Genomic DNA, 26,657 nt, shown 5'->3' on the forward strand with positions numbered 1-26,657 from the left:
GCCTCGCAGGCTCCGTGCCGAGGGTGCGGGACGCACCTCCGACGTCCGTAGGTTAATTCCGCCGCACGGGAAGACACGGCAGGCGCGCCGAAACATCCGCCACACCTGTCACATTTCGCACATTTCCACCGCGATTTTCCGCGCCGACACGCAGATATCAGTTGCTAGTCGCGCGCCCCTCACGAATCAGCCGGTCCAGCACCGTTCCCGCCACTTCATCGACGGTAATCCCGACGAGAAGATGGTCACGCCACGCGCCGTCCACGTCGAGATACCGACGAAGCATGCCCTCTTCCCGAAAGCCGACATTACGTAGAACTGCCTGGCTGGCAAGGTTTTCCGGGCGCACCGTCGCCTCGACTCGGTGCAACCCGACCGGGCCGAAACAATGGTCGACCCCGAGCGCGAGCGCCGCCGTCGCGACGCCCGCGCCACCCAGTTCCTTCGACACCCAATAACCGATCCACGCCGACCGCAGAGCGCCGCGCACGATGTTCCCGACGGTCAACTGACCGCCGAATTCCCCGTTGACCTCGATCACCATCGGGATCATGACGCCCTTACGGCCCTCGGCCTTCAGGCTCGACCACAACGAAGGCCAATTCGACGCGTGATTGCGCGCTTCCCAGGAACCACGGCCGGTCGGCTCCCACGGCTCGAGGTGATCCCTGTCCCGCAGCCGAATCCGACTCCATGCCGAGGCATCACGCAACCGCACCGGCCGCAGCGACACCGCGCCCGCGGCGACGCGCACCGGCCCGAGACGCGCGGGCCAGCCCGGATGCTGTGCGCCGCGAAAGATATTCATCGACTCCACGTATTTCTCAGCCTCACCCACGCTGCGCGAGGAACGCGACCTGAACCTCGTCACCGGTACGAATCTCGGTGTCGTCGGGGTCGGTCACGATCAGGCTGTTCGCCTCGGCCAAGGTGGCGAGCAGATAGGAAGACGCACCGGCACTGACACCGAGTGGTTGTACAAGGTAGTCGCCGGTCGCCTCGTCGCGCATCAGTTGTGCGCGCAAATATCCCTTGCGGCCCGCCATCGAGCTGATCGGGGTGATGGTGCGCGCTCGAATGATCCTGCGCATCGGCTGCCTTCGGCCCAGCGCGATGCGGATCAACGGGCGAACCATCACCTCGAAGACCACCAGCGCGCCGACCGGATTCGACGGCAACAGAAAGGTGGGCACCTCGTCACGGCCGAGCCTTCCGAAACCCTGCACCGAACCGGGATGCATGGCCACACGGGAGATTTCCAGCTCGCCGAGCCCCTCCAGGGCCTCGCGGACCTGCTCGGAGGCCCACCCGCCGACCGCACCCGCGACGACGACGACCTCCGAACGCACCAACTGCCCCTCGACCACATCGCGCAGTCGGCGTGGATCATTGCTGACGATGCCGACCCGGTTCACATCCGCGCCCGCGTCCCGCGCGGCGGCCGCAAGGGCATAGGAATTCACGTCGTAGACCTGGCCGGGACCCGGCGTTCGATCGATATCGATCAACTCGCCGCCGACCGAGATCACCGAAAGTCGCGGCCGAGGATGCACCAGCACCTTGTCGTGGCCGACAGCCGCCAGCAGACCCACCTGCGCGGCACCGATGATCGTGCCAGCGCGGACCGCGACGTCGCCAGGTTGCACGTCGTCGCCGATGTGCCGCACGTAGTCGCTGGACCGGACTGCCTCGTACACCTTGATCCTGGCTCGCCCGCCATCGGTGAAATCAAGGGGCAGTACGGCATCCGCGAGTGTCGGCATCGGCGCACCGGTATCGACGCGCACGGTCTGACGCGGCTGCAACCTGGTCGGCTGCCGCGATCCCGCGAGCACCTCACCGACCACGGGCAGCGTCAGGTCGACGAGTTCACCGTCTTCGTTGCGGATATCGGTGCCCGCCGAGGCCACGTCGACACTGCGCACCGCATAGCCGTCGATCGCCGCCTGGTCGAAACCCGGCAGCGGCCGTTCGGTGATCACATCTTCCGCACACAGCAGTCCCTGCGCCTCGGAGATCGCGACCCGGACCGGCCGAGGCGCGACCGCAGCGGCGGTCACCTTGATCTGCTGATCCTCAACCGAGCGCATCCAGCCCTTCCTGATTCTCTCCGCACTCCACTCGATTTCGCTCGTCGCGAGATCGTGTTCGCGCGCGATGTCGCTTCGGCGCAACGGCATTGGTGTGCGCGAGGCGAACCGTCCTTCGTACCCGACGGTTTCATTATCGCGAAGCCCGACCGAACCTGTTCAGTCGGAGGTCGTCAGCTGCGGGTCCCAGTCGGGACCCAACCGATGCTGCAACCACTCCCGCAGCGCGGGGCCGTATTCGGGACGTTCCAAAGCGAAATCGACCGCAGCACGAAGATAGCCGCCGGGGTTGCCCAAATCGTGTCGCGACCCACGGTGAACCACGACATGAACCGGATGCCCCTGCGCGATCAGCAGCGCGATCGCGTCGGTGAGCTGCAATTCACCACCGGCACCCGGCTCGATCCTGCGCAGCGCGTCGAAGATGGCCCGGTCCAACAGGTACCGTCCCGCGGCCGCGAAGGTCGAGGGCGCCTCGTCGAGCGCGGGCTTCTCCACCATGCCGTTGACTCGAAGCACATTCGGGTTCACCGCATCCGGCACCGTTGCCACGTCGAAGACGCCGTAGGCGCTGACCAGGTCTTTAGGCACATCGATGGCGCAAAGCACGGACCCGCCGCGCTTGCGCCGCACCCTGCTCATCACATCGAGCACGCCGCGCGGCAGTACCAGATCGTCAGGCAGCAGCACCGCGATGGCGTCCTCGTCGTCGCCGAGCGCCTGCTCGGCTTGGGCCACCGCGTGCCCGAGGCCCAGCGGCTCCTCCTGCACCACCGACGTGACATCCAGTAGTCCAGGCGCCTTGCGGACCTTCTCCAAGAGCTGGAATTTGCCGCGCTCGGCAAGGGTGCCCTCCAGCACCAAGTCCTCGACGAAGTGCGCGACCACCCCGTCCTTGCCGGGCGAGGTGACGATCACCAGTTGTTCGGCACCGGATTCGGCCGCCTCCGCGGCGACCAACTCGATCCCCGGTGTGTCCACCACCGGCAGCAGCTCCTTGGGCACCGTCTTGGTCGCGGGCAGGAACCGTGTTCCGAGCCCGGCCGCAGGCACCACGGCCGTGCGGAAGCACGACGCGACCGTGGCGTCACCGGGCTGTCCGGCCTTTGCTGTCATACGCATACCCTATCCATCCATGGCATCGCCGAACCGCTCGTGACGAGCGTCCGGCATTCCGGTGAGCTTATGGTGATCGCCATGGAGATGCCCCACGAGCGCGACAAGCATGCGTGGCGCACCGAAATTCTCGCCAGACGAGCGCAGATCACACCGCAGCGCCGCGCGCGGGAGGCCGCGGCGCTGGCCGCGGCCGTCGAGGAGGTCGAGCTTCCCGAGGTCGTGTGCGCATACGTACCCACCTCGGACGAGCCGGGATCGATCGCGTTATTGGACACTCTTCGCCGGAGCGCGCGGGTATTGGTGCCGGTGACCGGTCCGCCCGGCCCCTTGGACTGGGCCGAGTTCACCGGGACCGACCACCTGCGGCGTGGACGGTTCGGATTGCTGGAGCCGACGGGGTCCGCGCTGGGCCCAGCGCAGATCGCGCGAGCGGGGTTGGTCCTGGTTCCCGCCCTCGCGGTGGACCGATACGGGGTTCGACTCGGGCGTGGCGCGGGGTACTACGACCGCACACTCGCGGCGATGCGCCCCGACGCGCGGTCGGTCGCGGTGGTTCGCGACGACGAACTGGTGGAACGGTTGCCGTGCGAGCCACATGACCTGCGGATGGGCTGGGCTCTGACCCCCGGTGCCGGGATGCGGCGCTTGCTGACGCCGAGGGAATGAACGCCCGATTGGTAGTGTTGGCACTGTCGGCTGTAGAGTGCCAGTTTGACTAAGCCTTGCGGAGGATACTGTGCCAACCTATTCGTACGCGTGCACCCAGTGTGACAACCGCTTCGACATTGTTCAGTCCTTCACCGACGACTCACTGAGCGAATGCCCGGAGTGCGCCGGGAAGCTGCGCAAACTGTTCAACTCGGTCGGCATCGTCTTCAAGGGCAGCGGCTTCTACCGCACCGACAGCCGCAACGGCGGCTCCAGCGCGAGCGATCCCGCGAAATCCGACTCCGGCTCGAAGTCCGAAGGCGCCGCCAAGTCCGACAGCGCGCCCGCCAAGTCCGAATCCAGCTCGAGTAGCAGCAGTTCGGATTCCGGGTCGTCGAGCGGCGGCTCTTCCTCCGCAAGCACCGCTGTGGCCAGCTGATTCGATAGTTTTCCCCAACCGTTTTCGTTATCCACAGCAGGATTTTTCGGCCAGGTCGACGCGCCTAGTGCGCGGCCAGCGTTCGTATATTCGGTCCATGACCCGAACATTCGCCGATCTCGGCCGAGGCACAAGCCTCCGATTCTCCGCATGGAATCGCCCCGCCTGGGCCGACAATCTTTTGGCACGTCGCGTGCTCGCCGGGGCGTTGGTCGCCGTGGCCGCCGTGCTCACGCTGCGCGGCGATCCGGATGCCGCACAGACACCGGTGCTGGTCGCCGCACACGACCTGGCGCCGGGCCACCCGCTGACCGCCGAGGATGTGCGGTCGACGCCGCACGGGTCGACCACGCTGCCCGCGAATGTGTTCACCGATGCGACGACACTCGTCGGCGCGACCGCCGCGGGGGCAATGCGCGCCGGTGAGGTGTTCACCGATCTCCGTGTGGTCGGCCCGCGCCTTGCCGCGGCGGCCGCGGGCACCGAGGACGCGAGAATCGTGCCTATTCGGCTCGCTGACAACGCGGTCGCCGACATTCTGCGGCAAGGCGACCGCGTCGATGTGATCGGCGCCGAGGAGCAGCAGGGCCTCCAGTCGCGCCCTGGGCGCACCTTGGCCACCGACGCCGCCGTCATCCTCGTCTCCGGCGCGGAAACCGGCGGCAGGGCACAGGAACGAGTGGTACTGGTAGCGATGGACGCGGGGCACGCCGCCTCGGTCGCGGCAGCGTCGCTACGCACCGCGCTGACCGTTGTCTTCCACTGAGACCGGGCCTTTGAGACCAAGCCTTCATAAGACCGAGCCTTCATAAGACCGAGTCCTTCACCAGGTCTTCCACTGGGCCGGATCCTGCACTGAGACAGAGCCTGTCGAGGCGGACACAGAAAATGGGCCCAGCGCCGAAGCGAAGGACCCATTTCCGTTGTGCGGTGGAATCTCCGATCAGCCGAGGCTGAACGGCTGACCCCACAGCGTGACCCAGGTGATCACGTTGTCGGTCTCCACCTCGACGCTCACGAACGCGCGCGCCTGGGCGTAGCCGCCACAGCCGTTCAGTCCGATCGTCTCGTCCGCCCAGGTCACCGAACCACTCTCACCCGAGAACTTGTTGCGCTTCTTGTGCGACTCGTTGCCGTAGTCGTCGGCCTGCTCCAGGTCCAGCACGTAGAACGACTGGGACTGGCCGGGACCGAGGGTCAGGTTGCCACCGCTGTCGGCACCGACACCCGGCTTGACGTTCTCGCCGTCGCTCCAATCCAGCGAGCCGTCGACACCACCCTCGACACCGCCGCCGTCGATGTTCACCTGGCAGCCCACCGTGTAGCCGGGGAAGATCGCTCCACCTTCGGCACCGGCGACATCGACCTGCGCACTACCGGAGACCCACGCGTTCCGGTGTACCGGAGTGGATCCCAGCGACGGGTTGATGTTCGCCGACTCTCCCACCAACCGAACCGTCACCACGGTTCCGTCGGACAACGTCTTGGTCAACTCGCCACCGGGCAGCGGAACGAAGGTGTCCGCATTCGCCGCACCGGTGGAAAACAAGCCAATGGCCATGGTCGCAGCGGCACCGACACCGGCCAGCCGCGCCAAATACTTACGATCGAACATGTTGTGTTACACCTCTAGGTCTGAGTTCGCTTCGGCGAGCAAGGATTTCGGGAATCGACCGCGATCAGCCGATGCTGAATGGCGCACCGTAGAGCGTGGTCTTGGAGTAGTGGTCACCGATGATCTCGACCACGGTGTAGGCACGCGCCTGGGCGTAGCCCGCGCAGCCCTGGATCTCCATCTCCGCATCCTGATACTCGACCGAGTACACACCCGGCTTCGTGATGTCCTTGGAGTCGATGCTCACGAATTTCACGTCACCGGGGCCGAGGTTGAGGCCGATCGAACCTCCGATGTTGCCGCCGTCCAGGGTGATTCCGCCGGAAACACCCGCCGAGATGGCGTCGTCGGCGATGCTCACCTGGCAGCCGACGATGTAGCCGGTGCTCAGAGCGGAGACGCCGTGCGTCGAAGAGTTGTTGGTACCCGGCGCGTTGGCCGCGCCGTTGTTGGGACCAGCCTCGCCTTCGGGGGTGACCGCCACATCGGCGATCGCGTTGCCCGACACCCACACCACGCGACCCGCGCCATTGGCGGCGAGCGACGGGGAAATCAGTGCGTGTTCACCCGTGCGGGAGATCGTGACGTCAGGTCCAGCCTTCTGGCCGTCCGGCAACGGCACGAAGGTGTCTGCGTTGGCGGCGCCGGTGGATAGCAAGCCAATGGCCACGGTGGCGGCGCCTGCGACGCCCGCCAACCGGGCGATTCGGCGCAGACCGGCGATGCGGTTCTCGCTCATACTTCCCCTCATCATCAAGCAGTCAACCTCGACCATCGAGGTTGGACAGTGGTCCTCTCAGGCCCAGCTCAGTGTGTCTCTCCTTTGTTGCCGCTGCGTAACCGACGGTTATCGATTCGCGACAAACAGACAAACGGGCGGAAGCAGAGCCGTGCTCCACCGCTCGAAGGGCAGTTGTCACTCAGGGCCGGTGAGGACCAGTTTTTCGGTGGCTCGTGGCGAAGAATAAACGGGAGTAATGGCTCGGTAAATCCGGTTTTCATAAAGTTCACAGTGCTGTAAGTCACAGTTGGTCGAATGTCCACATGCCGTGACGTGCATGGATGCCGACGGATCCTGACGCCCAGCGTCCCCGGGCGCGCGGGCGCTTACTTTCGAATACGGAGACCTGCCGTAAAACAAACACGTAATCACGAGTGTTTATTTGGCAAATTACAGGTGAATTACGACAATTCGGGAGCAATGCTACGTAGCTGCTACGTAGCATTGTGCTCAAACCGGGTGTCTACTCAGGTACTGCGGCGGAACTCGAATGCGCTGTGGCGCGACTCAGCCGTGATGCGGCGGGACCTGCGACCGCAGCCATGCCTCCGAGGACCCCTGGTCCTCGGGATCGTGCACGCGCTCATCGCGCGTCGTCTCGGGCAGGGCCTCCCCGAAAATCCTTGCCAGACGCGCCGATTCCCTCGCTCTGCGGATCGCGGAGCGAGGGTCGTCGGCGTCGGAATCGTCGGAGGCCCGGCCCACCGGACGGGAATCGGAAATTATTCGTCCAACCCGGACAGCTCGCCGATCACCCGGCTCGCCAGCGGCCCCAATGTCGCCATGCCGTCCCGCACGGCCGCGCGGCTGCCAGGCAGATTGACCACCAATGTGCTGCCGGAAACGCCGGCGACACCACGCGAGAGCACCGCGTCGAGCGAACCGGCCACCCGCCCGGAAGAGCGCAATGCCTCACTGATTCCCGGCAGTTCGCGATCGAGCACCGGCGACGTCGCCTCCGGGGTCACATCGCGCGGCGACATTCCCGTACCGCCGACCGAGATGACCAGGTCGACGCCACCGATCACCGCGGTGTTGAGGGCGTTGCGAATCGCGACCTCGTCGGCCTGCACCGACACCGACGCGTCAACGAGAAAACCTGCCTCGGTGAGCAACTCGGTGACCAACGGGCCGAGCGAGTCAATACCGCCGTGCGCCGTTCGATCGTCGACGACAACGACCAGTGCGCGCCCCGCCACAGGAGCATCGATTTCCATGGTGCTCACCGTAGCGCCTAGGCCGAAGAGGTCGGCGTCGGCTCCGGATGACCCGTCCGCGCTCATGCCTCCCGGCAACAGCCGCATCATCTTTCACCGTCCTGGGGTGCGGCCGAAAGGGTCACCTCGGCGGTCTGTGGATTGCTGCCCTGATCGTCTGTGTAGGTGATCTTCACCTTGTCTCCCGGTTGATGTGAGCGGACCGCGGCGACAAGCGCGTCCCCGGAATCGATCGGTCGATCATCCAATTTGGTTACGACCGCGCCGGTCGGGATGCCCGCCTTGGCGGCAGGGCCGTCGGGGGTCGCTTCCATCACCCGCGCGCCGGAGACCGTGTCCTGTTGCGCGGGGATCTTGATCCCGATCTGGGCGTAGGTCGCGTGCCCGGTCCGCACCAGTTCATCGGCGACCCTGCGTGCCTGGTCGACCGGGATCGCGAAGCCGAGACCGATCGAGCCGCTCTGCTGACCACCGCCCATCTGGTCGGCGCCGAGGCTCGCGATCGCGGTGTTGATGCCGATCAGCTTGCCCGAGCCGTCGACGAGCGCGCCGCCGGAGTTACCCGGATTGATCGCGGCATCGGTCTGCACGGCGTCGATCACCGGTTGCGTGCCCGCCTGGCTCTGCGGCCCCTCGCCGACGGTGGAGACCGGACGATTCAAGGCCGAGACGATGCCGGTGGTGACCGTGCCAGCGAGGCCGAGTGGCGAACCGATCGCGATCACCGGTTGCCCCACCTGGAGGTCGCCGGAGCTCCCCAATTCGATCGGCGTGAGGTTTGTCTTACCCGTCGCCTTGATGACCGCGAGATCCGACACCGGATCGGCACCGACCACCGTGGCGGGTGTGGTGGTTCCGTCCGAGAACGACACCTCCATCTTGGTGTTGGCGCCGCCGCCCGCCGCGACATGGTTGTTGGTGAGAATGAGGCCGTCGGAGGAGAGAACGACGCCGGAACCCTCGCCCTCGGCGGTTCTGCTCGCGACCTTGATCATCACCACGCTCGGCAAGACCTTCTGCGCCACCGCTTGCGTGGACCCCGCCGGCGCGTTCGCGACATTGCTGACGCTCGGCTTCGGCGCGTCCAGGGCATTGCTCACAGGAGCGCCGGCACCGTCGCGGGTGGCGACGGCACCGACCGCGCCGCCGATACCTCCGCTGACCAGGGCAAGGGCTACCGCGCCCGCGATGAGCCCGGTACGCACCGGCCGACGCTGCGGTGCCGGCTGCGCGCCGTATGGTCCGGTCGGCGCGCCGCCTCGCGGTGGTTGCTGCTGATAGGACTGCGCCGCGAATTCGGTGCCGTACTCCTGCCCGGGAAACGGCTGACCGTACTGCGCCCCCGGCTGCTCGATCGACTGTGTCGAATGCGGGCCGGTCTGCTGACCCATTCGCGGCGGCTGGTAACCGCCCTCCGTGGCATGCTGCGCCGAATACGGCCCCGGCTGCTGCTGCATCGGCTGCGCCGAATGCGGCCCACCCTGCGGCTGGTAACCGCCTGGTGGATGCGGTTCGTTCTGCGGACCTACCGGTTGCGTTGGATGCGACCCGGTTTGCTGGCCCTCCGGCGGCGCCGAATGCGATCCGACCTGCCGACCTTCCGGCCGCGCCGCATGCGGCCCACCCTGGTGGCCCTCCGGCCGCGCCGAAGCCGGTCCGCCCTGCTGACCTGCTGGTTGCGGCCCCGGCTGCCGCTGGAAGCCGCCCTGCGGAGTGTGCTGCGTCCCGCCGAACGGTGCGCTCGCCTGGTGGGACGGCGCCGAATCGCCCTGCGCCGGTGCGCCGGGTGCGGGGGCACCGGATACCGGTCGGCCGAACGTGGTCTCGCTCGGCTGCTCGGTCGACGCGCGCTCCGGTTCGTTTCCCGCAGCCTGCGCGTCCTCCCGCCGGTCCTTCGAATCCTCGGTCATGGACTCCTCGTTTCTCCGTCACGTCTGCGACAAGCCTGACGATGACGACTGAGAGCGGACTGAGACCCTGCTTTCAGTTCCCGGTGAGCTGCGAAACGACCACGTTCCCCTCCCTCACGATACGCAGCGGCGCCCACCGCGTCCCGGAGTTGGCGAGTGCACGACGGCGCCGCGGTGCGGATCACTCCGAGCCGAGGTCGTCCGAAGGGGAATCGGGCAGCAACGTCGGCGTGCCGGGCAAAACGATACGCACCAGCGCGCCACCGCGTTCGGAGGTGTCGATGCCGATCGTGCCGCCGTGCTTGGTCACCACCTGCTTGACGATGGCGAGCCCGAGACCGGAACCGGGCATCGACCGCGAGGCCGTGGTGCGATAGAACCGCTCGAACACCAACTCACGTTCGGAGACCGAGATGCCCGGCCCGGCGTCGTCGACCACGAGCTCCAGTAGTCCCGGGCCGGTCTCGCGCATCGCGGCGTGCACCGTCGCACCGGTGGGACTCCATTTCGCCGCATTGTCGAGCACGTTCAGCACCGCGCGTTCCAGCCCGGCCTCGTGGCCGTAAACGAACCACGGCCGCAATTCGGCGACGAACTCGATGCCGGTGCGGCGCCGTCGAGCCCGTTCCAGCGCACGCTCGGCGACCTCGCCGAGATCGACCGGCTCGTACACGGTGTCGGGGGCGTCCTCGCGCGCCAGGTCGACGAGGTCGCCGACCAGCGTGGAGAGCTCCTCGATCTGCGCCATCACATCCGCGCGCAGTTCGGCCATGTCGGAGTCGGGCAGGCTCGGCGCACCGGGACGACTGGAGGCGATCAGCAATTCCATATTGGTGCGCAACGAGGTGAGCGGCGTGCGCAATTCGTGCCCGGCGTCCGCGACGAGGCGCCGCTGCCGATCGCGGGATTCCGCGAGGGCACGCAGCATCGAGTTGAAACTCTCGGTGAGCCGCGCCAGTTCGTCGTCACCGGTGACCGGGATCGGGGTCAGCACATCGGTTCGCGCGATGCGTTCGGTGGCGGCGGTCAACCGCACGACCGGCCGCAAACCGGTGCGGCCGACGGCGGTTCCGGTGGCCGCCGCGGTGATGACGCCGCATCCACCGACGACGAACAGCAGCCAGGACAACCGGTCGAGCACCTCCCGCGTCGGCTCCAGCCGCTGCGAGATCACCACCGTGACACCCGAGTTCGTATTGACCGCGAGCATCCGTTGATTCGCCACGGTGCGCAGCGAAGACGGCTGTTCACCACGCGCGACGGCGAATTCCTGCGCGCCGGTCGGCGGGATGGTCTGCTGCGGCGGCGAATACGGCCGATCGTCGGAAGGGAAAATCAGTGCGATTCCCGAATCGGTATAGAAGGAGGCGGCCACCATCAGGTTCATCGGATTGAATCCGTAGGCGTTGCTCGCGATCACCGCGTCGGCACGCTCACGCAACTGCTGGTCGACATCCGCGTACAACGCCCGCGCCACCAGGGCGTACGCGGCAATGGAGGTGACAGCGACGGCGATCGCCACGACCGACGCGGCCAGCAGCGTCACCCGCCAGCGCAACGACACCGAGCGAGTCAGCGGCGACGGCGGACGCATATCGGCCGGGGCAAGCTGTCGAGGTCGTAGCGGCGCGACCTCGGGGCGCTTCGAGTTTCTCGACATCATCGCCATCTGCCTACGGCGGCGTTTCACGAAGCACGTAGCCGACGCCGCGGACCGTGTGAATCAAACGTGTCTCACCTTCGGCCTCGGTCTTTCGGCGCAGGTATCCGATGTAGACCTCCAGCGCGTTGCCCGAGGTCGGAAAATCGTAGCCCCATACCTCTTCGAGGATTCGACTCCTGGTGAGCACGCGGCGCGGATTCGCCATCAACATTTCCAACAGTGAGAACTCGGTACGGGTGAGGCTGATCCCGCGCTCGCCGCGCGAAACCTCACGGGTGACCGGATCCAAGGAAAGATCGGCGAAGTTCATCGCCTCCGAGATCTCGTCGGGATCAACGGTGGTGCGCCGCAACAATGCGCGCAAACGCGCGAGTAATTCCTCCAACGCGAAGGGCTTCGGCAAATAGTCGTCGGCGCCGGCATCGAGACCGGCTACTCGCTCCGACACCGAATCACGCGCGGTCAGCACGAGTATGGGCAGGTCGTCACCAGTACTGCGCAGACGTCGGCAAACCTCCAGCCCGTCCATCCTCGGCATCATCACATCCAGCACCAACGCGTCGGGCCGCTGGCTGGTCGCCTTGTCCAACGCGTCGACACCGTCCACCGCGAGGTCGACGGTGTAGCCGTTGAAGGTGAGCGATCGACGCAGCGATTCACGAACGGCGCGATCGTCGTCGACTACCAGAATGCGCATGCCACCAGTTTGACCGCATCGACTGAGAGTCGACTGAGAGGCCACCCCCGACACGCCGCGCGACGCTGGACCAGGTATTGCGACACAGCACCCCCTCAGCTATCACTGGTGACCAGCGGCGTCATGCGCACACCAGGAGCCGGGCTACGTCGGAAACCTCGAGGTGCTGAAACCCGTTCCGAGTAGCCATTTTCCGGGAACATCACCCTCGAAGCCCCGGATTGCCGTTGATCACGCCGCGCGGTAAGTTCGCTGCGGTAAAAAGAAGACCTCTTGTTGGTTCTCGGCAGGTTCGATCAACACGGGAACGGCCACGTGCAACCCGGGGTCACACTGGCGAAGCGGAGGCTACAGAAGCGGATGGAAGCTGTACCGCGGGCTTGGCAATTCAGCCTGTCCAACTGGTCGGTGACCCGCAAGGTCGGCATCGTTCTCGTGCTGCCGGTCATTTTGGCCATGGTCTTCGCGGTCCTTCGCATCAGTAACGAACTCCGAACCATGACGCAACTCGACGCGGCCACCGAACAAGCGATCATCATTCGACCCATCGTCAAATTCGGTTCCGCCACCGAACAACTCGGAGTCACCGCGACGGCGGCATGGGGAAATACCGCCGACCCGCAGACCGACGCCGCGCTCACCAAATTCGATCAGGCACTCGCCGACCTGGAAACCGGAATGCGTGACGCCGATGTCGATGAGCGGGTCACCACCGAACTCGCCTCGGCCCTCGCCACCGGCACCACGATGCGCAACAGCTTGCGTAACGGTTCGCCCGCGATGGTCGGCGAGCAGGCCGACGAGATCATGGTCCGCATCGGCAACGCGCTCGCATTGGCCCCCTCGGTCGATGACCTGGTGATTCAGCGCTACTTCCTCCAGTTGGCCACCGTACAGACCGCGCGCAGGCTGCTCACTCAGCAGCGCATGCTGGTCGGCGCTCCCGACGCGGGCCGCAATCCGAGCATGCGGCCCAGGGTGCTGATCGCGGCGGGCGCCGAAGTCACCATGGTTTATCAGTACGCCCAGATCCTCCCGGACAACGCGGCCAATATGCGCCCGCTGCTCGACGCGGTGCAGACCAGGCTCGGCACCTTCAGCCAGAATTCCGCCGACCCGGCCAACAATCCGGCGGTGCTGGATTCGTTGCAGGTCAGCGCCGATACCTTCGACAAGACCACGGCCGAGCTGATCGACACCATCGACGCGGCGCTGGCGGCGCGTACCAGGGCGGCACAGATCAGTGCGTTGCGCGAGACCACGATCGTGGTGTCCATCCTGCTCGCCGGGCTCGTGCTCGCGCTGTCGGTGGCGCGTACCCTCGTCGTCCCGGTGCGCCGGTTGCGCCGCGACGCACTGGAAGTCGCGCACGTGAAGTTGCCCGACGAACTCGCGGTCGTGCGCGCGGGCGGGGTCACCCCGGAGATCACACCGGTCGCGGTGCACACCACCGACGAGATCGGTCAGCTGGCCCGTGCCGTCGACGAAATCCACGAGCAGGCCCTGAATCTCGCCGCCGATCAGGCGCGATTGCGCTTGCAGATCGGGAACATGTTCGAAACCCTCTCGCGCCGAAGCCAGTCGCTGGTCGAGCAGCAGCTGACCTTGATCGAGGATCTCGAGCACGACGAGGACAACACCGAGCGGTTGCAGAGCCTGTTCCGGCTCGACCACCTGGCCACCAGGATGCGCCGCAACGGCGACAATCTGCTCGTGCTCGCCGGCACCGCGTTACGCAGGGGCATGCTGCACCCCGTCGGTCTCTCGGACATGTTGTGGAGTGCGGTTTCCCAGGTCGAGGACTATCAGCGGGTCGAGATCGGCACGGTGCCCGAGGGTGTCGTCGCCGGCGAGCCCGCCGTGGACATCGAGCATCTGCTCGCCGAGTTGATCGACAACGCGCTGCGCTATTCGCCGCCGACCACACCGGTCGCGGTGACGGTGGCTCGCGCGGCCGACCGCAGCTATCTGATCGAGGTCACCGACCGTGGGCTCGGGATGTCGGCGGAGGATTTGCAGACCACCAACGAGCGGCTCGCCTCCGGCGGTGAGGTCACGATCGAAACCGCCCGCAGGATGGGCTTGTTCGTGGTGGGTCGACTCGCCAAGCGGCACGCCGTGACCGTCAGTCTGCGCAGGACGACCTCGATGTCGCAGCAGCCGGGCATCACCGCGACCGTGCAGCTGCCGAGCCACCTGGTCACACCGCCGACCGAGTTCACCGACCCCGACGGTCGCCGCCTCGACACGGGCGCGTGGGGCGATTCCGCCGCGCTGCCCGCCGATTCCACCGCGACGCGCACGCTGGTTCCGGTACCGAATCTGCCGCAGCGCGAACCGGCGTCGGGGCCGACGCAGCGCGAAAGCAGCGAGCTCGGGGTGACGAGTTCGGGTCTGCCGCAACGCAGGCCGACCATCCGGATCGCCGATCCCGCCGAGACCGCCGACCCGAACGGACCACACACCCAGCCGTGGCCCGCACCGAGCGCGGCGCAGGTCACCGACGTCTATCGGAAGGCAGTGTCCGACAAAACGTCCGACAAAACGTCCGACAACAGGTCCGGCGCGAACGCCACACCGCGCACCGACATGTTCGCCGAGATCGAGGACGACGCCGCGGTCGCATCGAGCGCCGCGGCACCCTCGACCGCGAGCACCGCCGACGCGAAAACCACCGGGACGACCGAAGATCGCCGAGATATCCGGGATAACCACCCCATTCCGGGCACCCATGAGGGATCATCGGCAGCACCGAACGAGGCCACACCACCACGGACAACGGGCTCCGGCCTGCCTATCCGGCGACCGGCTGCCTCGGCGCCGCCGACCGAGACGACACGATCGGACCCGGCCGAGCAGACGGCGCAGGACACAACAGCAGAACCCACCACGACCACCGCACCCCGACCACAGCCGGTCGCGGGTGAAATCCCCACCCCTATCTACCAACGCATGGTGTCGGAATGGCTGGTCGAGCCCTCGACCGAGAACGCGTCGGACAGCGCGTGGAGCTCACCCGCCGCCGACGAGGGCTGGCTGGCCGCCGAGGATGCCAGCCATCCGACCACCAGTTCCACTACCTCCGGTGGCCTGCCCATTCGCAGGCCGGGCGCGCAACTGGTGCCGGGTGGCCTGGCACAGGCGGAGGAATCGGAGCCACGGGACCCGGACCAGATCCGCAGCAATCTGACCAGGCATCTGAGTGGGGTCCGTAGCGGTCGGGCCAATGCGCAGTACAACGACGGAGGGCTTGGATGACCAACGAAGACAACACGACCGACGAGAATCTGAACTGGCTGGTGGCCCGCTTCACCAGGGATGTGCCAGGCGTTTCGCATGCGGTGTTGGTGTCGGCGGATGGCCTGTTACAGGCCACGAGTCCGCACCTGCCCGCCGATCGGGCCGAGCAGCTGGCGGCCGTCACCGCGGGCCTGGCCAGCCTGTCGATGGGCGCGGCGCAGCTGTTCGACGGCGGCAAGGTGATGCAGTCGATCGTGGAGATGCAGCGCGGCTATCTGCTGGTGATGAGCGTCGGTAATGGTTCACACCTAGCGGTGCTGGCCAACAAGTCGCACGATATCGGCAGGATCGGCTACGAGATGGCACTACTGGTCGACCGGGTCGGCACGGCGGTCAGCGCGACCGCACGTTCCGCTGTTTGAGCGTGCGATGTCCAACCCCTACGGACCAGGACCGCGGCCGGCGACCCGCGTGCGCCCCTACGCCCTGACCTCTGGGCGCACGGTTCCCGCGATCGACCTGCCACTGGAGGCGGTCGTCGAAACATTGTCGTACACTTCACATCTCGACTGGCCGTCCGGCGATATCCGTATCGAAATCCTGCGTATCGGCACGCACCGTCTTTCGGTCGCCGAGATCGCCGCGCACTTGGATCGTCCGTTGGGCCTGATCCGGGTGGTGATCGGCGATCTCGTTGTCGATGGCAGCATGCGTGTGCATTCGACTTTGACCGAAGAGGCGAGCTTCGATGAACGCCGTTCCCTGATGGAGAGGACATTGCGTGGACTCCGAGCACTATAGGAATCCGGCGCCACAAGGGACGGCGCCGGGCACCACCCCGGCTCCCCCGGTGGAGGTCGCGGCGGGCGGTAACCCCGACCCCGCGCCGCCGAGCGCGGATCCGACGGCGCCCGTGGCGGACCCGAATCGCGTCGCCTCGACCAAGATCGTCGTGGCGGGTGGTTTCGGCGCCGGCAAAACCACGTTCGTCGGCGCGGTCTCGGAGATCGTCCCGCTGCGCACCGAGGCGATGGTGACCCGCTTCTCCGACGGTATCGACGATCTCGCCGACACCCCGGAGAAGGAAACCACCACCGTAGCGATGGATTTCGGCAGGATCATCCTGCCGGGCAACCTGGTGCTGTATCTGTTCGGCACACCTGGTCAGCGACGTTTCTGGTTCATGTGGGACGACCTGATCCGCGGCGCGATCGGCGCGGTGGTGCTCATCGATACCCGACGGCTGGAAGACAGCTTCGCCGCGGTGGACTTCTTCGAGGCACGCAACCTGCCGTTCCTGATCGCGGTGAACCGTTTCCCCAACGCACCGCGCTTCCCCATCGCCGAACTGCGCGAGGCGCTTTCGGTGCGCGAGGGGGTGCCGATCGTCGATATCGACGCGCGCAGCGCGCAGGAGGTCCGCCAGGCCCTCGCCGCCGTCACCGAGTACGCGATCGCGCAGTTGAAGGCGGCGCAATCGCCCGCGGCGACCGCACAGGAATCGGGAGCGCAGGAGACGGAGTCGACGGATTCGGATTCCGCGCAGGCGTCGTCGGAGGCGTCGTCGGAGGCGTCGTCGGAGGCGTCGTCGGAGGCGTCGTCGGAGGCGTCGAAACTCGAGGAATCCCCGCAGCATGCGTGAGTACGAACTCTCGGCCGCCGGGCAGACGTCGGTGGATCAGTTCGCCATGGGGTACTGGGTGATCGGATTGTCGGTGGGCATCTCGATCCTCGGCGCCGTGGTGGGTTTGGCGTGCCTCGTGCATGCCGGACGTTCGGCACGTTTTCGACTGATCTGGTTGGCCTCGGCCGCGGTGTCGATCGGTGGGATCGGCATCTGGTTGTCGACCTCGTTGGCCATGCTCGGACTGGCGATCCCCGGCAGCCCGGTGCGCTACGCGCCGCTGAATCTGGTGTTGGCGATGCTGGCTTCGCCGTTGGTGACCTTCGCGGCGCTGCTGCTCGTCGGTCGCACGTTCCGGCCGCCGTTTCTGCTGGCCGGCGGCCTGGTGATGGGTTTGGGCATCGGGTTGACCCATTTTCTCGGGGTCGAGGCGGTGCATGTGCAGGGCGCCGTGCGGGTTTCGGTGTGGCTGGCGATCGCCGCGACGGTGATCGGGGTGGTCACGGCGGTCGCGACGCTGTGGTCGTTCCATACGCAGCGTTCGGTTCTCGCGCGCGCGATCACGGTGGTGTTGTTCGGACTCGGCGTTGCCGCGACGTTCTATACCGCGTTGGCGGGCTTGCAGTTCGACGTCGATCGTGCCGCGAAGGCACCGACGGGGATCGAGTTGTTCGACTTCGTCTTCCCGACTTTCGTGCTGGGCTCGATGGCCCTCGCCGTGCCGATCTCGGCGGTCTTGATCGCGCCGGATCGCCGCGAGATCGCCGCGTTGGAGGGCACCCGCGCCACCAAGATGGAACCCGCGCTCTGACCGTTTCGAATCCGGTGGGGCCGGTGCGGATCTCACCGATACCCGCACCGCCAGCGTTAGGAGGATTCGGCGTGACGCCGGAACAAGAGGCCGTGCTGCGCGACATCCAGGTTCAGTTGCGCGGCCCAGGCTTGTCCGGTTGGCCGGAGCTCGGCGCCGACACCGAGGGCCAGGCCCGTGGGCTGGTAGAGGGTTTGTCGGCCGCGTTGGCCAAGATCGGCGAGTTGGCCGACGAGTCGACGTCGTTGCGTGCGCAGGTGGGTGAATTGCGCACGGAGATCAGCGAGTTGGAGGCGACGACGGCCGATCTGGTTGCGCAGGTGCGCCACCAGCCACACCTGCCGTGGCCGTTCAGTCTGCTCGTCGAGGGCATCGAAGGCGTAGCGGAGCTGGTCGCACAGCAGGTGAGCCGCGTAGAAGCGGTGCTGACGGCATTGCTGCCGGAAGGTTCGGAGAAAGACCGAAACTGATTCGCCGCTCTCGCCGCAACCGGTGGCATGGTTTCCGCACCACGGGGGCGAATGATCTTGGCGATGAGCGGGTTCTCCCAGGAACCGGAAGAACCCGCCCTCTCGAATGAGGGTACCGGCCTGTGAGGGTGAATTCATCAATTCACAAGGACTTTTACGCACCCCAAAAACCAACTTGCAGTACGCAATTCGCCGGTCAGCTACCGGTTCGCAATCCGTAATGATCTGAAATTACCATGATTACCAACAATTTATGATTGCCAACTGGTAACCACAGCCGGCATGCACTCGCGCGCCCAGAACATATCAACTATCTGCGCGGGCCCACACCGCGACGGCGCGCAAAAGCGCGTGCGCGGTGCGGCGATGAACCACCCGCCCACCTACGCACCGCGCACCAAAAGACCTTCGGTCAGAGCTTGTTCACATCGACCAACCCGCGCCGCACCGCGGCTACCAGCCTGCGCGGCACCCGATAGGTCACTCCCGACACCGTCACCGACACCAGGTCGGGCGCGGTCGCCTTCCACTGCGCACGCCGACTGCGCGTGTTGGACCGCGACATCCTCCGCTTGGGCACCGCCATGTCAGGCCTTCCCTCGTGGCACCCGGGTGCCGTACTTACGCTGGAACTTCTCCACCCGACCCTGGGTGTCCAGGATGCGCTGCGCGCCGGTCCAGAACGGATGCGAGTCGGAGGTCACGTCGACCACGAGCAACGGGTAGGTGTTGCCGTCCTCCCACTCGACCGTGCGTGTGCCCGTCGCGGTCGAGCGGGTGAGAAACCGCCTGCCCGTACTCGAATCCTCGAACACCACCGGGTGGTAGTCGGGATGGATACCTGCCTTCATTTCGCTTCTCCTCCTGGGTTGTTCGGCGCACCCGCCGCGTCCTCGACGGGATGTTCGGAATCGCCGGAATCGGCGCACGGGTCCTCGTGCCACTCACCGAACGGGTCGTTCCAGCGCGCGACCAACTCCGGTTGCCGCTCGACCATGCGCAGTTCGTCGTCTTCGACCAGCGCCCAGTGCAGCGCTTCGCGAATCTCGGCGGGGTCGCCGTCATGGACGAGGATGACCAGGGAGATATCGCGGTCACCGAAGCGCTCGTCCCAGCGCAACCCGGCCAGCGCCACCCGGTCCTGATCCTGGAGCGCCAGTTCGGCTTCGGTCATCTGCGCCAGCCAGCGACCAGCGCTGCCGACGCGCAAACCGCCACCGGCGGACTCCAGCCAGACGACCTCGTCCGGTTGCGTAGCCAACCAGACGCGACCGCGCGCGGTGACCACACCGTCGAGCAAAACGTCCAACGCCTCGTGCAATCGTTCGGGATGAAACGGCCTTCCCGCGGCGAATTCCATGAGCACAACACCGAAGTCGCTGGTCAGCGGGGGCTGTCCGCGCAGCAGCGGCGAGTGTGCGTCGAACACTCTCCCCCGGCGCGCGTGCGCGGGGATACGCGCGAGCAGCGCCTCTACTTCTCCGGCACCGAGCGCGCCCGGCTGCTCCACCCACGCGACGGGCGCGTCGGGAGTGAGCCTGGCCAACACCGCACCGAGCCGGCCCCGATCGGCGACGCCGTCACCCGCCGCGCCGAGCGCGAGCACGGCATCGGCGAATTCGACCTGCCCCACCGCGAGTTGCGCCACGGTCCGGTCGTCCTCGGCGTGCACGAGGCCGCGCTCGGCGAGCGTTTCCTCGCCGGTGGCGTCGGTGAGCCATTCGGCGGCGTCGAGGCTGGTGAGCACGGCATGCACGCGTACGTCACGGCGGGCGGGCCCGTCGAGGCGACCGACGACACCCGCGACGACGACGTGCTCGATCGCATGACACACCGCCTCCGCCTCGAACGCCGGATCGAGCGCGAGCACGATCCGGTCGACGGATTCGCGGGCCGCGAGCGTGCACAGCAGCGGAAGCAGATCCATCCGCAGCGTGCACGAGACGCAACCGTGCGCCAGTTCGAGCACCGCGGAGTTCTCGTTGGTCGCGGTACTGGTCGTTCGGTGGACGATGCCCTCGGACAGCTGGCTCAGATCATGGCGGACGACGACGGTTCCCGGCGCCTCGCGCAGCGCCTCGGCCGCGCGATCCACGCCGTCCTCGGCGAGTCCGGCGAAACCGGCGAGCACCACGACGGGCGTTCTCCGGTCGTGCGGTTCCCCGTGCGATAGCAGGGCGGGATCGGACACGACACCCCTTTCGATAACGATTTTCATTTGCTGCTTCGCAACGGTACATTGCGGAATAGCCGTTGTCGAAAATCGTTGTCATCTACCGGAAGGAGTCGGCATGTCGGCCCACTGCCAGGTCACCGGGCGCAAACCCGGATTCGGCAAGTCCGTGTCGCACTCACACAAGCGCACCAACCGGCGCTGGAACCCCAATATCCAGCGCAAGACCTACTACCTGCCCAGCGAAGACCGCCGGATCACGCTCACCGTGTCCACCAAGGGCATCAAGACCATCGACCGCGACGGAATCGAGGCTGTCGTGGCCCGCATCCGCGCCCGCGGCGACAAGATCTGACGCCGGGCACCGAAGGAGTACCGAACCATGGCATCCAAATCGACCGAACTGCGGCCGATCGTGAAACTGAAGTCCACCGCGGGCACCGGATACACCTACGTCACCCGCAAGAACCGCCGCAACGACCCGGACCGGATGGTGCTGCGCAAATACGACCCCGTCGTGCGCAAGCACGTCGACTTCCGCGAGGAACGGTGATCTGAGGCAATGGCGAAGAAATCCAAGATCGCGCGCAACGAACAGCGCAAAGAGGTCGTCGAGCGCTACAGCGCGCGCAGGGCCGAGCTCAAAGAGCTGATCCGCAAACCCACCGCCTCCGACGACGACCGGGCCGCCGCCCAGCTCGCCTTACAGCGCCTGCCGCGAAACGCCAGTCCGGTACGATTGCGCAATCGGGACGCCGCAGACGGACGACCGCGCGGTCACCTCAGAAAGTTCGGACTTTCCCGCGTGCGTGTGCGCGAGATGGCCCACCGGGGTGAGTTGCCCGGAGTGCACAAATCGAGCTGGTAAAAAACCACAGATCTCGTTGAAGTAAGGACCGCATATGGCAGTCAAACGAGCACCGTCGAACAAGGTTCGCGCCGAGCAGGCCCGCAAGCCCAAGAAGAATCCGCTGATCTCCGCGGGCATCGAGACGGTCGACTACAAAGACGTCAACCTGCTGCGCACGTTCATCTCCGACCGGGGAAAGATTCGCAGCCGCAGGGTCACCGGGCTCACACCACAGCAACAGCGTCAGGTGGCGATCGCGGTGAAGAACGCCCGCGAAATGGCCCTGCTGCCGTTCACCAGCCGCTAGGTCGACCTCACCCATCCCGACCCGATCCCCGGTGCCAGCGCACCGGGGATCTCTCGTCGCCCCGAGGCCCGCGCAACCGTCATGCGCCACAGCCGGTGACGACGCGCACAACGGCTAAGGTGGCGCCATGGATCGGATGTCGGGCGCACGCGCCGCCGCAGCACTCGCCGTTGTCTTCGCTTGTCTCGCCGCCGCAGGTTGCGGAAACTCCGACGACGCTGCGGCACAAGAGAATACGACGACCGCGAGCACGCAGGCACCGATCCCACCGATCGAGGACCCGAAAGGCAATACCGGCCAACAGTTCACCGCCGACCCGAGCATCGTCGGCGCGCATCCCATCCACTTCACCTCGTGGACGAAGGTCGGCGAGGACAGGATCGCGGTGAATTTCGAAACCGGGTCCCCCGAGTGCTACGGCGTCGACGTGAGCGCCGAGGAAACCGACAGCACCGTCACCGTCGAACTGCGCTCCGGTTCGCGTGCCGACGCGGTGGGCCGAATGTGCACGATGATCGCGGTCTTCGGCACCGTTGAGGTGCCGTTGCGGTCGCCGCTCGGCGATCGCGAGGTGCGCAGCGCGGCCTGAGCACAGCGCGATATTCCGGCACCGGAAAAGCGCCGCGCTCGCCGCGACTCGGCGACCGCGAAGGTGCGCGGTGCGGACTATCCGAGGGAGCAACCGCAGCTCGAGCGCAGCACCGCGGCGGGAACGACAGGGCCAGGAACACCGCGCGACCCGAACACAGCGGCGGCCCGAGAACTCGCACCTGAGCACAGCGGGCCTGAGCACAGGTGCAGAGCTGCGCATCACCAGGCCGAACCACCACGCATGACCCCAGCAGCCACGCGAACCCGCAGCACTACCGAACACGAACGCCACGCCGAACTCGGTTCGACGTGGCGTTCGTGTACTGGACTACTGAACTACTGAACCCAGAGCTACCGCGAGCGGAGTCACTGCCCGTTGCGCGACCGCGCCCAGCGCACCGAATCTAGTGCGCGAAGTGGCGAGAACCCGTGAGGTACAAGGTAACTCCCGCTTCACGTGCGATATCGATGGTCTCCTGATCGCGCACCGAACCACCCGGCTGCACGATCGCGCGCACACCGGCGGTGATCAGCGTCTGCGGGCCGTCGGGGAACGGGAAGTAGGCGTCCGACGCGGCCACCGACCCCTTGGCGCGATCACCGGCACGCTGTACCGCGAGGCCCACCGCGTCGACCCGGTTCACCTGCCCCATGCCGACACCGACCGAAGCGCCGTCGTGCGCGAGCAAAATCGCATTGGACTTCACGGCACGGCAAGCGCGCCAAGCGAATTGGAGATCCGCGAGGGTCTGCGCGTCCGCGGCCGCACCCGCGGCCAAGGTCCAATTGGCCGGGTCGTCGCCGTCGGCGTCGAGGATGTCACGCTGCTGCACCAGGGCACCACCGCTGATCTGTCGCAGTTCGACACCGGCACGGCGCGGCGGCTCGGCGATCAGGATGCGGACATTCTTCTTGCGCTGCAACACCTCCACCGCACCATCGGCATACGACGGCGCGACGATCACCTCGGTGAAGATCTCCGCGACCTGCTGTGCCATCTCCACCGTGATCGGACGGTTCGCCGCGATCACGCCGCCGAATGCGCTCACCGGATCGCACGCGTGCGCCTTGCGGTGCGCTTGCGCGATATCGGCACCGAAGGCGATGCCACAGGGGTTGGCGTGCTTGATGATCGCCACCGTGGGCGCCTCGTGATCGTGCGCGGCGCGCCACGCGGCATCGGCGTCGACGTAGTTGTTGTACGACATCTCCTTGCCGTGCAACTGCTGCGCCTGCGCGATGCCGACGGCACCGTCATCGGCGGTGTAGAGCGCGGCCGCCTGGTGCGGGTTCTCGCCGTAACGCAGCACCGCATCGCGCGTCCATGTTCCGCCAACCCAGTCCGGGAAGTGTTGCCCGGCAGGATCTTCGGCGCTTTCCTGCGTCTCGATACCAGGGACGAGCACCGCGGCCAGCCAACCAGCAACGGCCACATCGTAATTGGCAGTGTGCTGAAACGCCTTGGCCGCGAGCTTGGTTCGCTCCGCGAGGGTGAATCCGCCGGATTTCACAGCGGTGAGCACCTCGTCGTAGTCTGCGGTATCGACCACAACACCCACCGAAGGGTGGTTCTTCGCGGCGGCACGCACCATCGACGGTCCGCCGATATCGATCTGCTCCACACACTCATCCGGGGCGGCCCCATTGGCCACGGTCTCGGAGAACGGGTACAGATTCACCACCACCAGCTCGAACGCCGCAACGCCCAGCTGCTCGAGTTGGTCGAGATGCTGCTGTTTGCGCGTGTCGGCGAGGATGCCGGCGTGCACCTTCGGGTGCAGCGTCTTCACCCGACCGTCGAGGGTTTCCGGGAAGCCCGTGAGATCCTCGACCTTGGTCACCGGAACACCGGCGTCGGCGATCTTGGCCGCGGTCGACCCGGTCGAGACCAACTCGACGCCAGCGGCGTGCAGGCCGGTCGCCAACTCGACGAGACCGGCCTTGTCGTAGACGCTCACCAGCGCCCTGCTGATCGGCTTGCGGTCACTCACGAGGAAACTCGCTCATCTGGGATAACTGCCTTTCGTCCGTCGGAAACAATGCCTCGCGTCGCGACGGCGGCGACAACCTCCGCCAGCAACCGTCGTTCGACAATCTTGATGCGCTCGTGCAGCGACGCCTCGTCATCGTCGGGGAGGATCGCGACCGGCTCCTGCGCGAGGATCGGGCCGGTGTCGACGCCGTCGTCGACCAGGTGCACGGTCGATCCGGTAATCCGAACCCCGTAGGCGAGCGCGTCACGCACCCCGTGCGCACCGGGGAAGGCGGGCAGCAACGCGGGGTGGGTGTTGATGATCCTGCCGCCGAAGCGTGCGAGAAACGCGGGGCCGAGGATCTTCATGAAGCCTGCCGACACCACCAGGTCCGGAGAGTATTCGGCCACCGAGGCGGTGAGCGCGGTATCCCAGGCGGCGCGATCGGGAAAGTCGGCGAGGGGGTGACGGAAATGCGGGATACCCGCAGCGTCCGCGTGCGTGGTGGCCCCGCACGCACGGTCGACACCGACCGCGACGATGCGAGCCGGAAAGCCCTCGACGCGGCTGGCGGCCAGGAGCGCATCCAGCAAAGAGCCGGCGCCCGAGGCCAGCACCACGACGGTCGCAGGGTCTGCGGCGGGCTTCCACGAGGTGTGCGCAGAACTCACCGCTGTTACTCCTGCCGTCGATCGGGGTGGCGGGCGAAGCGGGCGCCGCCGCACTAAAGCCTAACGACCATCCATCCGGTCACTTTCCGGCAGGTCCGCCTCGACCACCTCGGCATCGATGATCTCGGGTGTGCTATCGCCGTGCCTCGGGCGCACCGTCGGGATCGCAGCCTGGTCGTCGACCAACTCGCCTTCCAGGGCGGTGCTCACCTCGGGTTCGGTGTAGTCGATGTGCTGTTCCTCGGTGTCGGCGCCGTGGTCGCCACCCTCGTAGTTCTCGTCCTCGGCGTATTCGCCGTCGCCGACGTAGTCGTAGTCGTCGTAGTCGTCGTAGTAGTCGGGGTGGTCGGCAGCGCCGCCGGGATAACTCTCCAGCTGGTAACCGTCTGTGTGGTAACCATCTTCGGCATAGGCGGCCTCGGACGCGTCATGGGCGTCCAGGTAACCGGATGGGGGCGCACCGACGGGGACGACGAACAAGCGGGCGAACACCAGCCCGAGGTAACCGGCGATGGCGAGCCAACCGAAGGTGATCAACGCGAAGATCGGCAGGTCCAGCCCGACCGCACCGAAGGTGCCGAGCTCGCCGCCCGCGACACCATCGAGGAGCACCAACACCAGCGTGGCCAGCGCCGCCGAGGTCACCGTCGCCCATGGGGCGGCGATGCGGTCGGTGGACATGCGCGCGTTGTCCAGCCCGCCGAGCACACCGACACCCGCGGGAATCACCAACAACACCGACCACCACACGGCCGCGGCGCCGGTGGGTACCGCGAGCGTCAGCGGCACCGCGGGAACCGGGCCGCCCACCACGGAGAACACACCGAAGGATGCCGCACCGATCTGCGCGCTCGCGCCCACAAGCACACCCACCGCGTGGACAACCAGATTCGGCAGATAGGCCAGCGACAACACCGTCAGGCCGAGGACGCCCGCGACATTGCCCGCCGAACGATAGGTCGCACCGATCGCGGTGATGTGCGCGAAGAACGAGATCAGCACCACAACGGTGGCGCAGCCGAGCAGTCGCAGTACGGTCCGGCCCGCGCCGTACACGCCGGAAACCACCCAGTCCGGTAGCCCGGGGAGGGCGAACAGGCGCCGCCGCAGCCGGATCACCACCGCGGCGAGCACAGCGATCAGATGCAGCGCGAGGACCCAGCCGAAAGCGGCCAGTGGGTTCGGCGGTTGTAGTGCGACAACGCCGGAAGCGTCGTCGGCAACGGCCAGGCAGATCGCGGTGACCAGCAGCGGCCCGACCAACGCCGCGCCGGCGACCCAGGCGAGATCGGCACGCCCGCAATCGGGTTCGATCGCGCGAGCACCGTCACGCACCGCGAGCCAGAGCAGCAGGCCGGTCGGCAGGAGCGGAAGCAGCCCCAGGGTGGTCGTGCCGATCAGCAGCGGAACCTGATGCACCCCAAGCCATCCCGCCGCGATCGCGCCGGAGAGTCCGGCCAGATCACCGCCGGAGAAAAGCAGCGTGGCCAGAATCAGTACGGCGATCACGGTGAGGGCGAGTGCCGAGGGACGCGCGGCGACGAGCAACAGAACGCGGGCTCGCTCCGGGCTCAGCGAAAGGAACCCCGACTCCTCCCCTTCGGGGCGGGGCTCCGCGACCGCGCGTTGGCGTGGGGTTCGCCGCGCGAGAGAGTTTCTGGAGGAGCTCATGACGATTCAGCGTGGCAGCTTCCCCCGCGCCGATCAGGCAGGCGCGCCGCAGGACTCATGACGCGAGGGAAGCCGCTTGTCACCGACTTGTTGTGCC

At 66.7% G+C, this 26,657-nt stretch carries 28 protein-coding genes and 1 pseudogene; 14 read left to right on the top strand and 15 right to left on the bottom strand.

Annotation, left to right across the window (positions count from 1 at the left end; genetic code table 11):
- Positions 1-157: 157 nt before the first annotated feature.
- The 3 genes from ABEA50_RS02500 to ABEA50_RS02510 all read right to left on the bottom strand — a co-directional run bounded on the left by ABEA50_RS02500 (position 158) and on the right by ABEA50_RS02510 (position 3,206).
- The gene (locus ABEA50_RS02500) at positions 158-808 is read right to left on the bottom strand and encodes a GNAT family N-acetyltransferase (protein ID WP_345493344.1); all 651 of its coding nucleotides are present in this window, start codon (positions 806-808) and stop codon (positions 158-160) included.
- Positions 809-830: 22 nt separating this feature from the next.
- Complete coding sequence (gene glp / locus ABEA50_RS02505; RefSeq protein ID WP_345493345.1) at positions 831-2,090, bottom strand: molybdotransferase-like divisome protein Glp; 1,260 nt, start codon at positions 2,088-2,090, stop codon at positions 831-833.
- 159 nt (positions 2,091-2,249) lie between these two features.
- The gene (locus ABEA50_RS02510) at positions 2,250-3,206 is read right to left on the bottom strand and encodes a UTP--glucose-1-phosphate uridylyltransferase (protein WP_345493346.1); all 957 of its coding nucleotides are present in this window, start codon (positions 3,204-3,206) and stop codon (positions 2,250-2,252) included.
- Positions 3,207-3,287: 81 nt separating this feature from the next.
- Between ABEA50_RS02510 and ABEA50_RS02515 the strand changes: the two genes are divergently transcribed.
- The 3 genes from ABEA50_RS02515 (at position 3,288) to ABEA50_RS02525 (ending at position 5,062) form a co-directional block, all read left to right on the top strand.
- The gene (locus ABEA50_RS02515; protein WP_345493347.1) at positions 3,288-3,875 is read left to right on the top strand and encodes a 5-formyltetrahydrofolate cyclo-ligase; all 588 of its coding nucleotides are present in this window, start codon (positions 3,288-3,290) and stop codon (positions 3,873-3,875) included.
- Positions 3,876-3,945: 70 nt separating this feature from the next.
- Positions 3,946-4,296 (top strand): FmdB family zinc ribbon protein, encoded by a 351-nt coding sequence (locus tag ABEA50_RS02520; RefSeq protein WP_345493348.1) that lies wholly within the window; start codon positions 3,946-3,948, stop codon positions 4,294-4,296.
- A 97-nt stretch (positions 4,297-4,393) separates the two neighbouring features.
- Positions 4,394-5,062, top strand: coding sequence for an SAF domain-containing protein (locus ABEA50_RS02525; protein ID WP_345493349.1), 669 nt, complete (start codon positions 4,394-4,396; stop codon positions 5,060-5,062).
- A gap of 177 nt (positions 5,063-5,239) precedes the next feature.
- Here the strand turns inward: ABEA50_RS02525 and ABEA50_RS02530 are convergent, their stop codons facing one another.
- The 6 genes from ABEA50_RS02530 to ABEA50_RS02555 form a co-directional block, all read right to left on the bottom strand.
- Positions 5,240-5,911 carry an MspA family porin gene (locus ABEA50_RS02530; RefSeq protein ID WP_345493350.1) on the bottom strand — a complete coding sequence of 224 codons (672 nt, stop codon included), beginning with the start codon at positions 5,909-5,911 and terminating at the stop codon, positions 5,240-5,242.
- A gap of 64 nt (positions 5,912-5,975) precedes the next feature.
- Complete coding sequence (locus ABEA50_RS02535) at positions 5,976-6,650, bottom strand: MspA family porin (protein WP_345493351.1); 675 nt, start codon at positions 6,648-6,650, stop codon at positions 5,976-5,978.
- Between the two features lie 764 nt (positions 6,651-7,414).
- Positions 7,415-7,909, bottom strand: a complete 495-nt coding sequence (locus ABEA50_RS02540; RefSeq protein WP_345494621.1) for a MogA/MoaB family molybdenum cofactor biosynthesis protein — start codon at positions 7,907-7,909, stop codon at positions 7,415-7,417.
- 86 nt (positions 7,910-7,995) lie between these two features.
- The gene (locus tag ABEA50_RS02545; protein WP_345494622.1) at positions 7,996-9,366 is read right to left on the bottom strand and encodes a S1C family serine protease; all 1,371 of its coding nucleotides are present in this window, start codon (positions 9,364-9,366) and stop codon (positions 7,996-7,998) included.
- A 634-nt stretch (positions 9,367-10,000) separates the two neighbouring features.
- On the bottom strand, positions 10,001-11,479 hold the full coding sequence (locus tag ABEA50_RS02550; RefSeq protein ID WP_345493352.1) for a HAMP domain-containing sensor histidine kinase: 1,479 nt from the start codon (positions 11,477-11,479) through the stop codon (positions 10,001-10,003).
- A gap of 13 nt (positions 11,480-11,492) precedes the next feature.
- Positions 11,493-12,179: a response regulator transcription factor gene (locus tag ABEA50_RS02555; RefSeq protein WP_345493353.1), complete on the bottom strand. Its 687-nt coding sequence runs from the start codon at positions 12,177-12,179 to the stop codon at positions 11,493-11,495.
- A gap of 360 nt (positions 12,180-12,539) precedes the next feature.
- On the opposite strand from ABEA50_RS02555, the gene ABEA50_RS02560 reads away from it, so the two are divergent.
- The 6 genes and pseudogenes from ABEA50_RS02560 to ABEA50_RS02585 all read left to right on the top strand — a co-directional run bounded on the left by ABEA50_RS02560 (position 12,540) and on the right by ABEA50_RS02585 (position 18,324).
- On the top strand, positions 12,540-15,437 hold the full coding sequence (locus ABEA50_RS02560; RefSeq protein ID WP_345493354.1) for an ATP-binding protein: 2,898 nt from the start codon (positions 12,540-12,542) through the stop codon (positions 15,435-15,437).
- Positions 15,434-15,841, top strand: a complete 408-nt coding sequence (locus ABEA50_RS02565; RefSeq protein ID WP_345493355.1) for a roadblock/LC7 domain-containing protein — start codon at positions 15,434-15,436, stop codon at positions 15,839-15,841. Before ABEA50_RS02560 ends, ABEA50_RS02565 begins: the two co-directional genes overlap by 4 nt.
- Before the next feature lie 7 nt (positions 15,842-15,848).
- On the top strand, positions 15,849-16,220 hold the full coding sequence (locus tag ABEA50_RS02570; protein ID WP_345493356.1) for a DUF742 domain-containing protein: 372 nt from the start codon (positions 15,849-15,851) through the stop codon (positions 16,218-16,220).
- 112 nt (positions 16,221-16,332) lie between these two features.
- A pseudogene (locus ABEA50_RS02575) lies at positions 16,333-16,893 on the top strand (GTP-binding protein); the annotation flags it as partial.
- Positions 16,894-17,053: 160 nt separating this feature from the next.
- A complete protein-coding gene (locus ABEA50_RS02580; protein WP_345493357.1) occupies positions 17,054-17,854 on the top strand; it encodes an MHYT domain-containing protein in 801 nt (266 codons plus the stop codon).
- A 71-nt stretch (positions 17,855-17,925) separates the two neighbouring features.
- Positions 17,926-18,324, top strand: a complete 399-nt coding sequence (locus ABEA50_RS02585) for a hypothetical protein (RefSeq protein WP_345493358.1) — start codon at positions 17,926-17,928, stop codon at positions 18,322-18,324.
- Between the two features lie 412 nt (positions 18,325-18,736).
- Here the strand turns inward: ABEA50_RS02585 and rpmF are convergent, their stop codons facing one another.
- Genes rpmF through mrf form a run of 3 tightly spaced genes read right to left on the bottom strand, consistent with a single transcriptional unit; the run spans position 18,737 to position 20,515 of the window.
- Positions 18,737-18,910 carry a 50S ribosomal protein L32 gene (rpmF, locus tag ABEA50_RS02590; RefSeq protein WP_345493359.1) on the bottom strand — a complete coding sequence of 58 codons (174 nt, stop codon included), beginning with the start codon at positions 18,908-18,910 and terminating at the stop codon, positions 18,737-18,739.
- A gap of 1 nt (position 18,911) precedes the next feature.
- Positions 18,912-19,175, bottom strand: a complete 264-nt coding sequence (locus tag ABEA50_RS02595) for a type B 50S ribosomal protein L31 (protein ID WP_345493360.1) — start codon at positions 19,173-19,175, stop codon at positions 18,912-18,914.
- Positions 19,172-20,515 (bottom strand): ribosome hibernation factor-recruiting GTPase MRF, encoded by a 1,344-nt coding sequence (gene mrf / locus ABEA50_RS02600; protein WP_425577509.1) that lies wholly within the window; start codon positions 20,513-20,515, stop codon positions 19,172-19,174. Before mrf ends, ABEA50_RS02595 begins: the two co-directional genes overlap by 4 nt.
- Positions 20,516-20,615: 100 nt before the next feature.
- Between mrf and rpmB the strand changes: the two genes are divergently transcribed.
- From rpmB to ABEA50_RS02625, 5 genes are all read left to right on the top strand, one after another.
- Complete coding sequence (gene rpmB / locus ABEA50_RS02605; RefSeq protein ID WP_345493362.1) at positions 20,616-20,852, top strand: 50S ribosomal protein L28; 237 nt, start codon at positions 20,616-20,618, stop codon at positions 20,850-20,852.
- Between the two features lie 27 nt (positions 20,853-20,879).
- Positions 20,880-21,050: a 50S ribosomal protein L33 gene (gene rpmG, locus ABEA50_RS02610; protein WP_011211511.1), complete on the top strand. Its 171-nt coding sequence runs from the start codon at positions 20,880-20,882 to the stop codon at positions 21,048-21,050.
- 9 nt (positions 21,051-21,059) lie between these two features.
- Positions 21,060-21,365, top strand: coding sequence for a 30S ribosomal protein S14 (gene rpsN, locus ABEA50_RS02615; RefSeq protein ID WP_345493363.1), 306 nt, complete (start codon positions 21,060-21,062; stop codon positions 21,363-21,365).
- 34 nt (positions 21,366-21,399) lie between these two features.
- Positions 21,400-21,654, top strand: coding sequence for a 30S ribosomal protein S18 (rpsR, locus tag ABEA50_RS02620; RefSeq protein ID WP_345493364.1), 255 nt, complete (start codon positions 21,400-21,402; stop codon positions 21,652-21,654).
- Between the two features lie 127 nt (positions 21,655-21,781).
- On the top strand, positions 21,782-22,243 hold the full coding sequence (locus tag ABEA50_RS02625; RefSeq protein WP_345493365.1) for a hypothetical protein: 462 nt from the start codon (positions 21,782-21,784) through the stop codon (positions 22,241-22,243).
- A 406-nt stretch (positions 22,244-22,649) separates the two neighbouring features.
- Here ABEA50_RS02625 and purH read toward each other — a convergent pair whose 3' ends face one another.
- The 3 genes from purH to ABEA50_RS02640 are packed head-to-tail and all read right to left on the bottom strand — an operon-like array spanning position 22,650 to position 26,560.
- The gene (gene purH, locus ABEA50_RS02630) at positions 22,650-24,236 is read right to left on the bottom strand and encodes a bifunctional phosphoribosylaminoimidazolecarboxamide formyltransferase/IMP cyclohydrolase (protein WP_345493366.1); all 1,587 of its coding nucleotides are present in this window, start codon (positions 24,234-24,236) and stop codon (positions 22,650-22,652) included.
- Complete coding sequence (gene purN / locus ABEA50_RS02635) at positions 24,233-24,889, bottom strand: phosphoribosylglycinamide formyltransferase (protein WP_345493367.1); 657 nt, start codon at positions 24,887-24,889, stop codon at positions 24,233-24,235. Before purN ends, purH begins: the two co-directional genes overlap by 4 nt.
- A 60-nt stretch (positions 24,890-24,949) precedes the next feature.
- Positions 24,950-26,560, bottom strand: coding sequence for a cell division protein PerM (locus ABEA50_RS02640; RefSeq protein WP_345493368.1), 1,611 nt, complete (start codon positions 26,558-26,560; stop codon positions 24,950-24,952).
- Positions 26,561-26,657 lie beyond the last annotated feature (97 nt).

The sequence above is a fragment of the Nocardia callitridis genome, from assembly GCF_039543305.1.
GTDB classification, from domain to species: Bacteria; Actinomycetota; Actinomycetes; order Mycobacteriales; family Mycobacteriaceae; genus Nocardia; species Nocardia callitridis.

Excerpts from the sequence above, each read along its gene's own strand:
- ABEA50_RS02500 (WP_345493344.1), bottom strand. The coding sequence starts at position 808 with ATGAATATCTTTCGCGGCGCACAGCATCCGGGCTGGCCCGCGCGTCTC.
- glp (WP_345493345.1), bottom strand. The coding sequence starts at position 2,090 with ATGCGCTCGGTTGAGGATCAGCAGATCAAGGTGACCGCCGCTGCGGTC.
- ABEA50_RS02510 (WP_345493346.1), bottom strand. The coding sequence starts at position 3,206 with ATGACAGCAAAGGCCGGACAGCCCGGTGACGCCACGGTCGCGTCGTGC.
- ABEA50_RS02515 (WP_345493347.1), top strand. The coding sequence starts at position 3,288 with ATGGAGATGCCCCACGAGCGCGACAAGCATGCGTGGCGCACCGAAATT.
- ABEA50_RS02525 (WP_345493349.1), top strand. The coding sequence starts at position 4,394 with ATGACCCGAACATTCGCCGATCTCGGCCGAGGCACAAGCCTCCGATTC.
- ABEA50_RS02530 (WP_345493350.1), bottom strand. The coding sequence starts at position 5,911 with ATGTTCGATCGTAAGTATTTGGCGCGGCTGGCCGGTGTCGGTGCCGCT.
- ABEA50_RS02535 (WP_345493351.1), bottom strand. The coding sequence starts at position 6,650 with ATGAGCGAGAACCGCATCGCCGGTCTGCGCCGAATCGCCCGGTTGGCG.
- ABEA50_RS02540 (WP_345494621.1), bottom strand. The coding sequence starts at position 7,909 with ATGGAAATCGATGCTCCTGTGGCGGGGCGCGCACTGGTCGTTGTCGTC.
- ABEA50_RS02545 (WP_345494622.1), bottom strand. The coding sequence starts at position 9,366 with ATGCAGCAGCAGCCGGGGCCGTATTCGGCGCAGCATGCCACGGAGGGC.
- ABEA50_RS02550 (WP_345493352.1), bottom strand. The coding sequence starts at position 11,479 with ATGTCGAGAAACTCGAAGCGCCCCGAGGTCGCGCCGCTACGACCTCGA.
- ABEA50_RS02555 (WP_345493353.1), bottom strand. The coding sequence starts at position 12,179 with ATGCGCATTCTGGTAGTCGACGACGATCGCGCCGTTCGTGAATCGCTG.
- ABEA50_RS02560 (WP_345493354.1), top strand. The coding sequence starts at position 12,540 with ATGGAAGCTGTACCGCGGGCTTGGCAATTCAGCCTGTCCAACTGGTCG.
- ABEA50_RS02565 (WP_345493355.1), top strand. The coding sequence starts at position 15,434 with ATGACCAACGAAGACAACACGACCGACGAGAATCTGAACTGGCTGGTG.
- ABEA50_RS02570 (WP_345493356.1), top strand. The coding sequence starts at position 15,849 with ATGTCCAACCCCTACGGACCAGGACCGCGGCCGGCGACCCGCGTGCGC.
- ABEA50_RS02580 (WP_345493357.1), top strand. The coding sequence starts at position 17,054 with ATGCGTGAGTACGAACTCTCGGCCGCCGGGCAGACGTCGGTGGATCAG.
- rpmF (WP_345493359.1), bottom strand. The coding sequence starts at position 18,910 with ATGGCGGTGCCCAAGCGGAGGATGTCGCGGTCCAACACGCGCAGTCGG.
- ABEA50_RS02595 (WP_345493360.1), bottom strand. The coding sequence starts at position 19,175 with ATGAAGGCAGGTATCCATCCCGACTACCACCCGGTGGTGTTCGAGGAT.
- rpmB (WP_345493362.1), top strand. The coding sequence starts at position 20,616 with ATGTCGGCCCACTGCCAGGTCACCGGGCGCAAACCCGGATTCGGCAAG.
- rpmG (WP_011211511.1), top strand. The coding sequence starts at position 20,880 with ATGGCATCCAAATCGACCGAACTGCGGCCGATCGTGAAACTGAAGTCC.
- rpsN (WP_345493363.1), top strand. The coding sequence starts at position 21,060 with ATGGCGAAGAAATCCAAGATCGCGCGCAACGAACAGCGCAAAGAGGTC.
- rpsR (WP_345493364.1), top strand. The coding sequence starts at position 21,400 with ATGGCAGTCAAACGAGCACCGTCGAACAAGGTTCGCGCCGAGCAGGCC.
- ABEA50_RS02625 (WP_345493365.1), top strand. The coding sequence starts at position 21,782 with ATGGATCGGATGTCGGGCGCACGCGCCGCCGCAGCACTCGCCGTTGTC.
- ABEA50_RS02640 (WP_345493368.1), bottom strand. The coding sequence starts at position 26,560 with ATGAGCTCCTCCAGAAACTCTCTCGCGCGGCGAACCCCACGCCAACGC.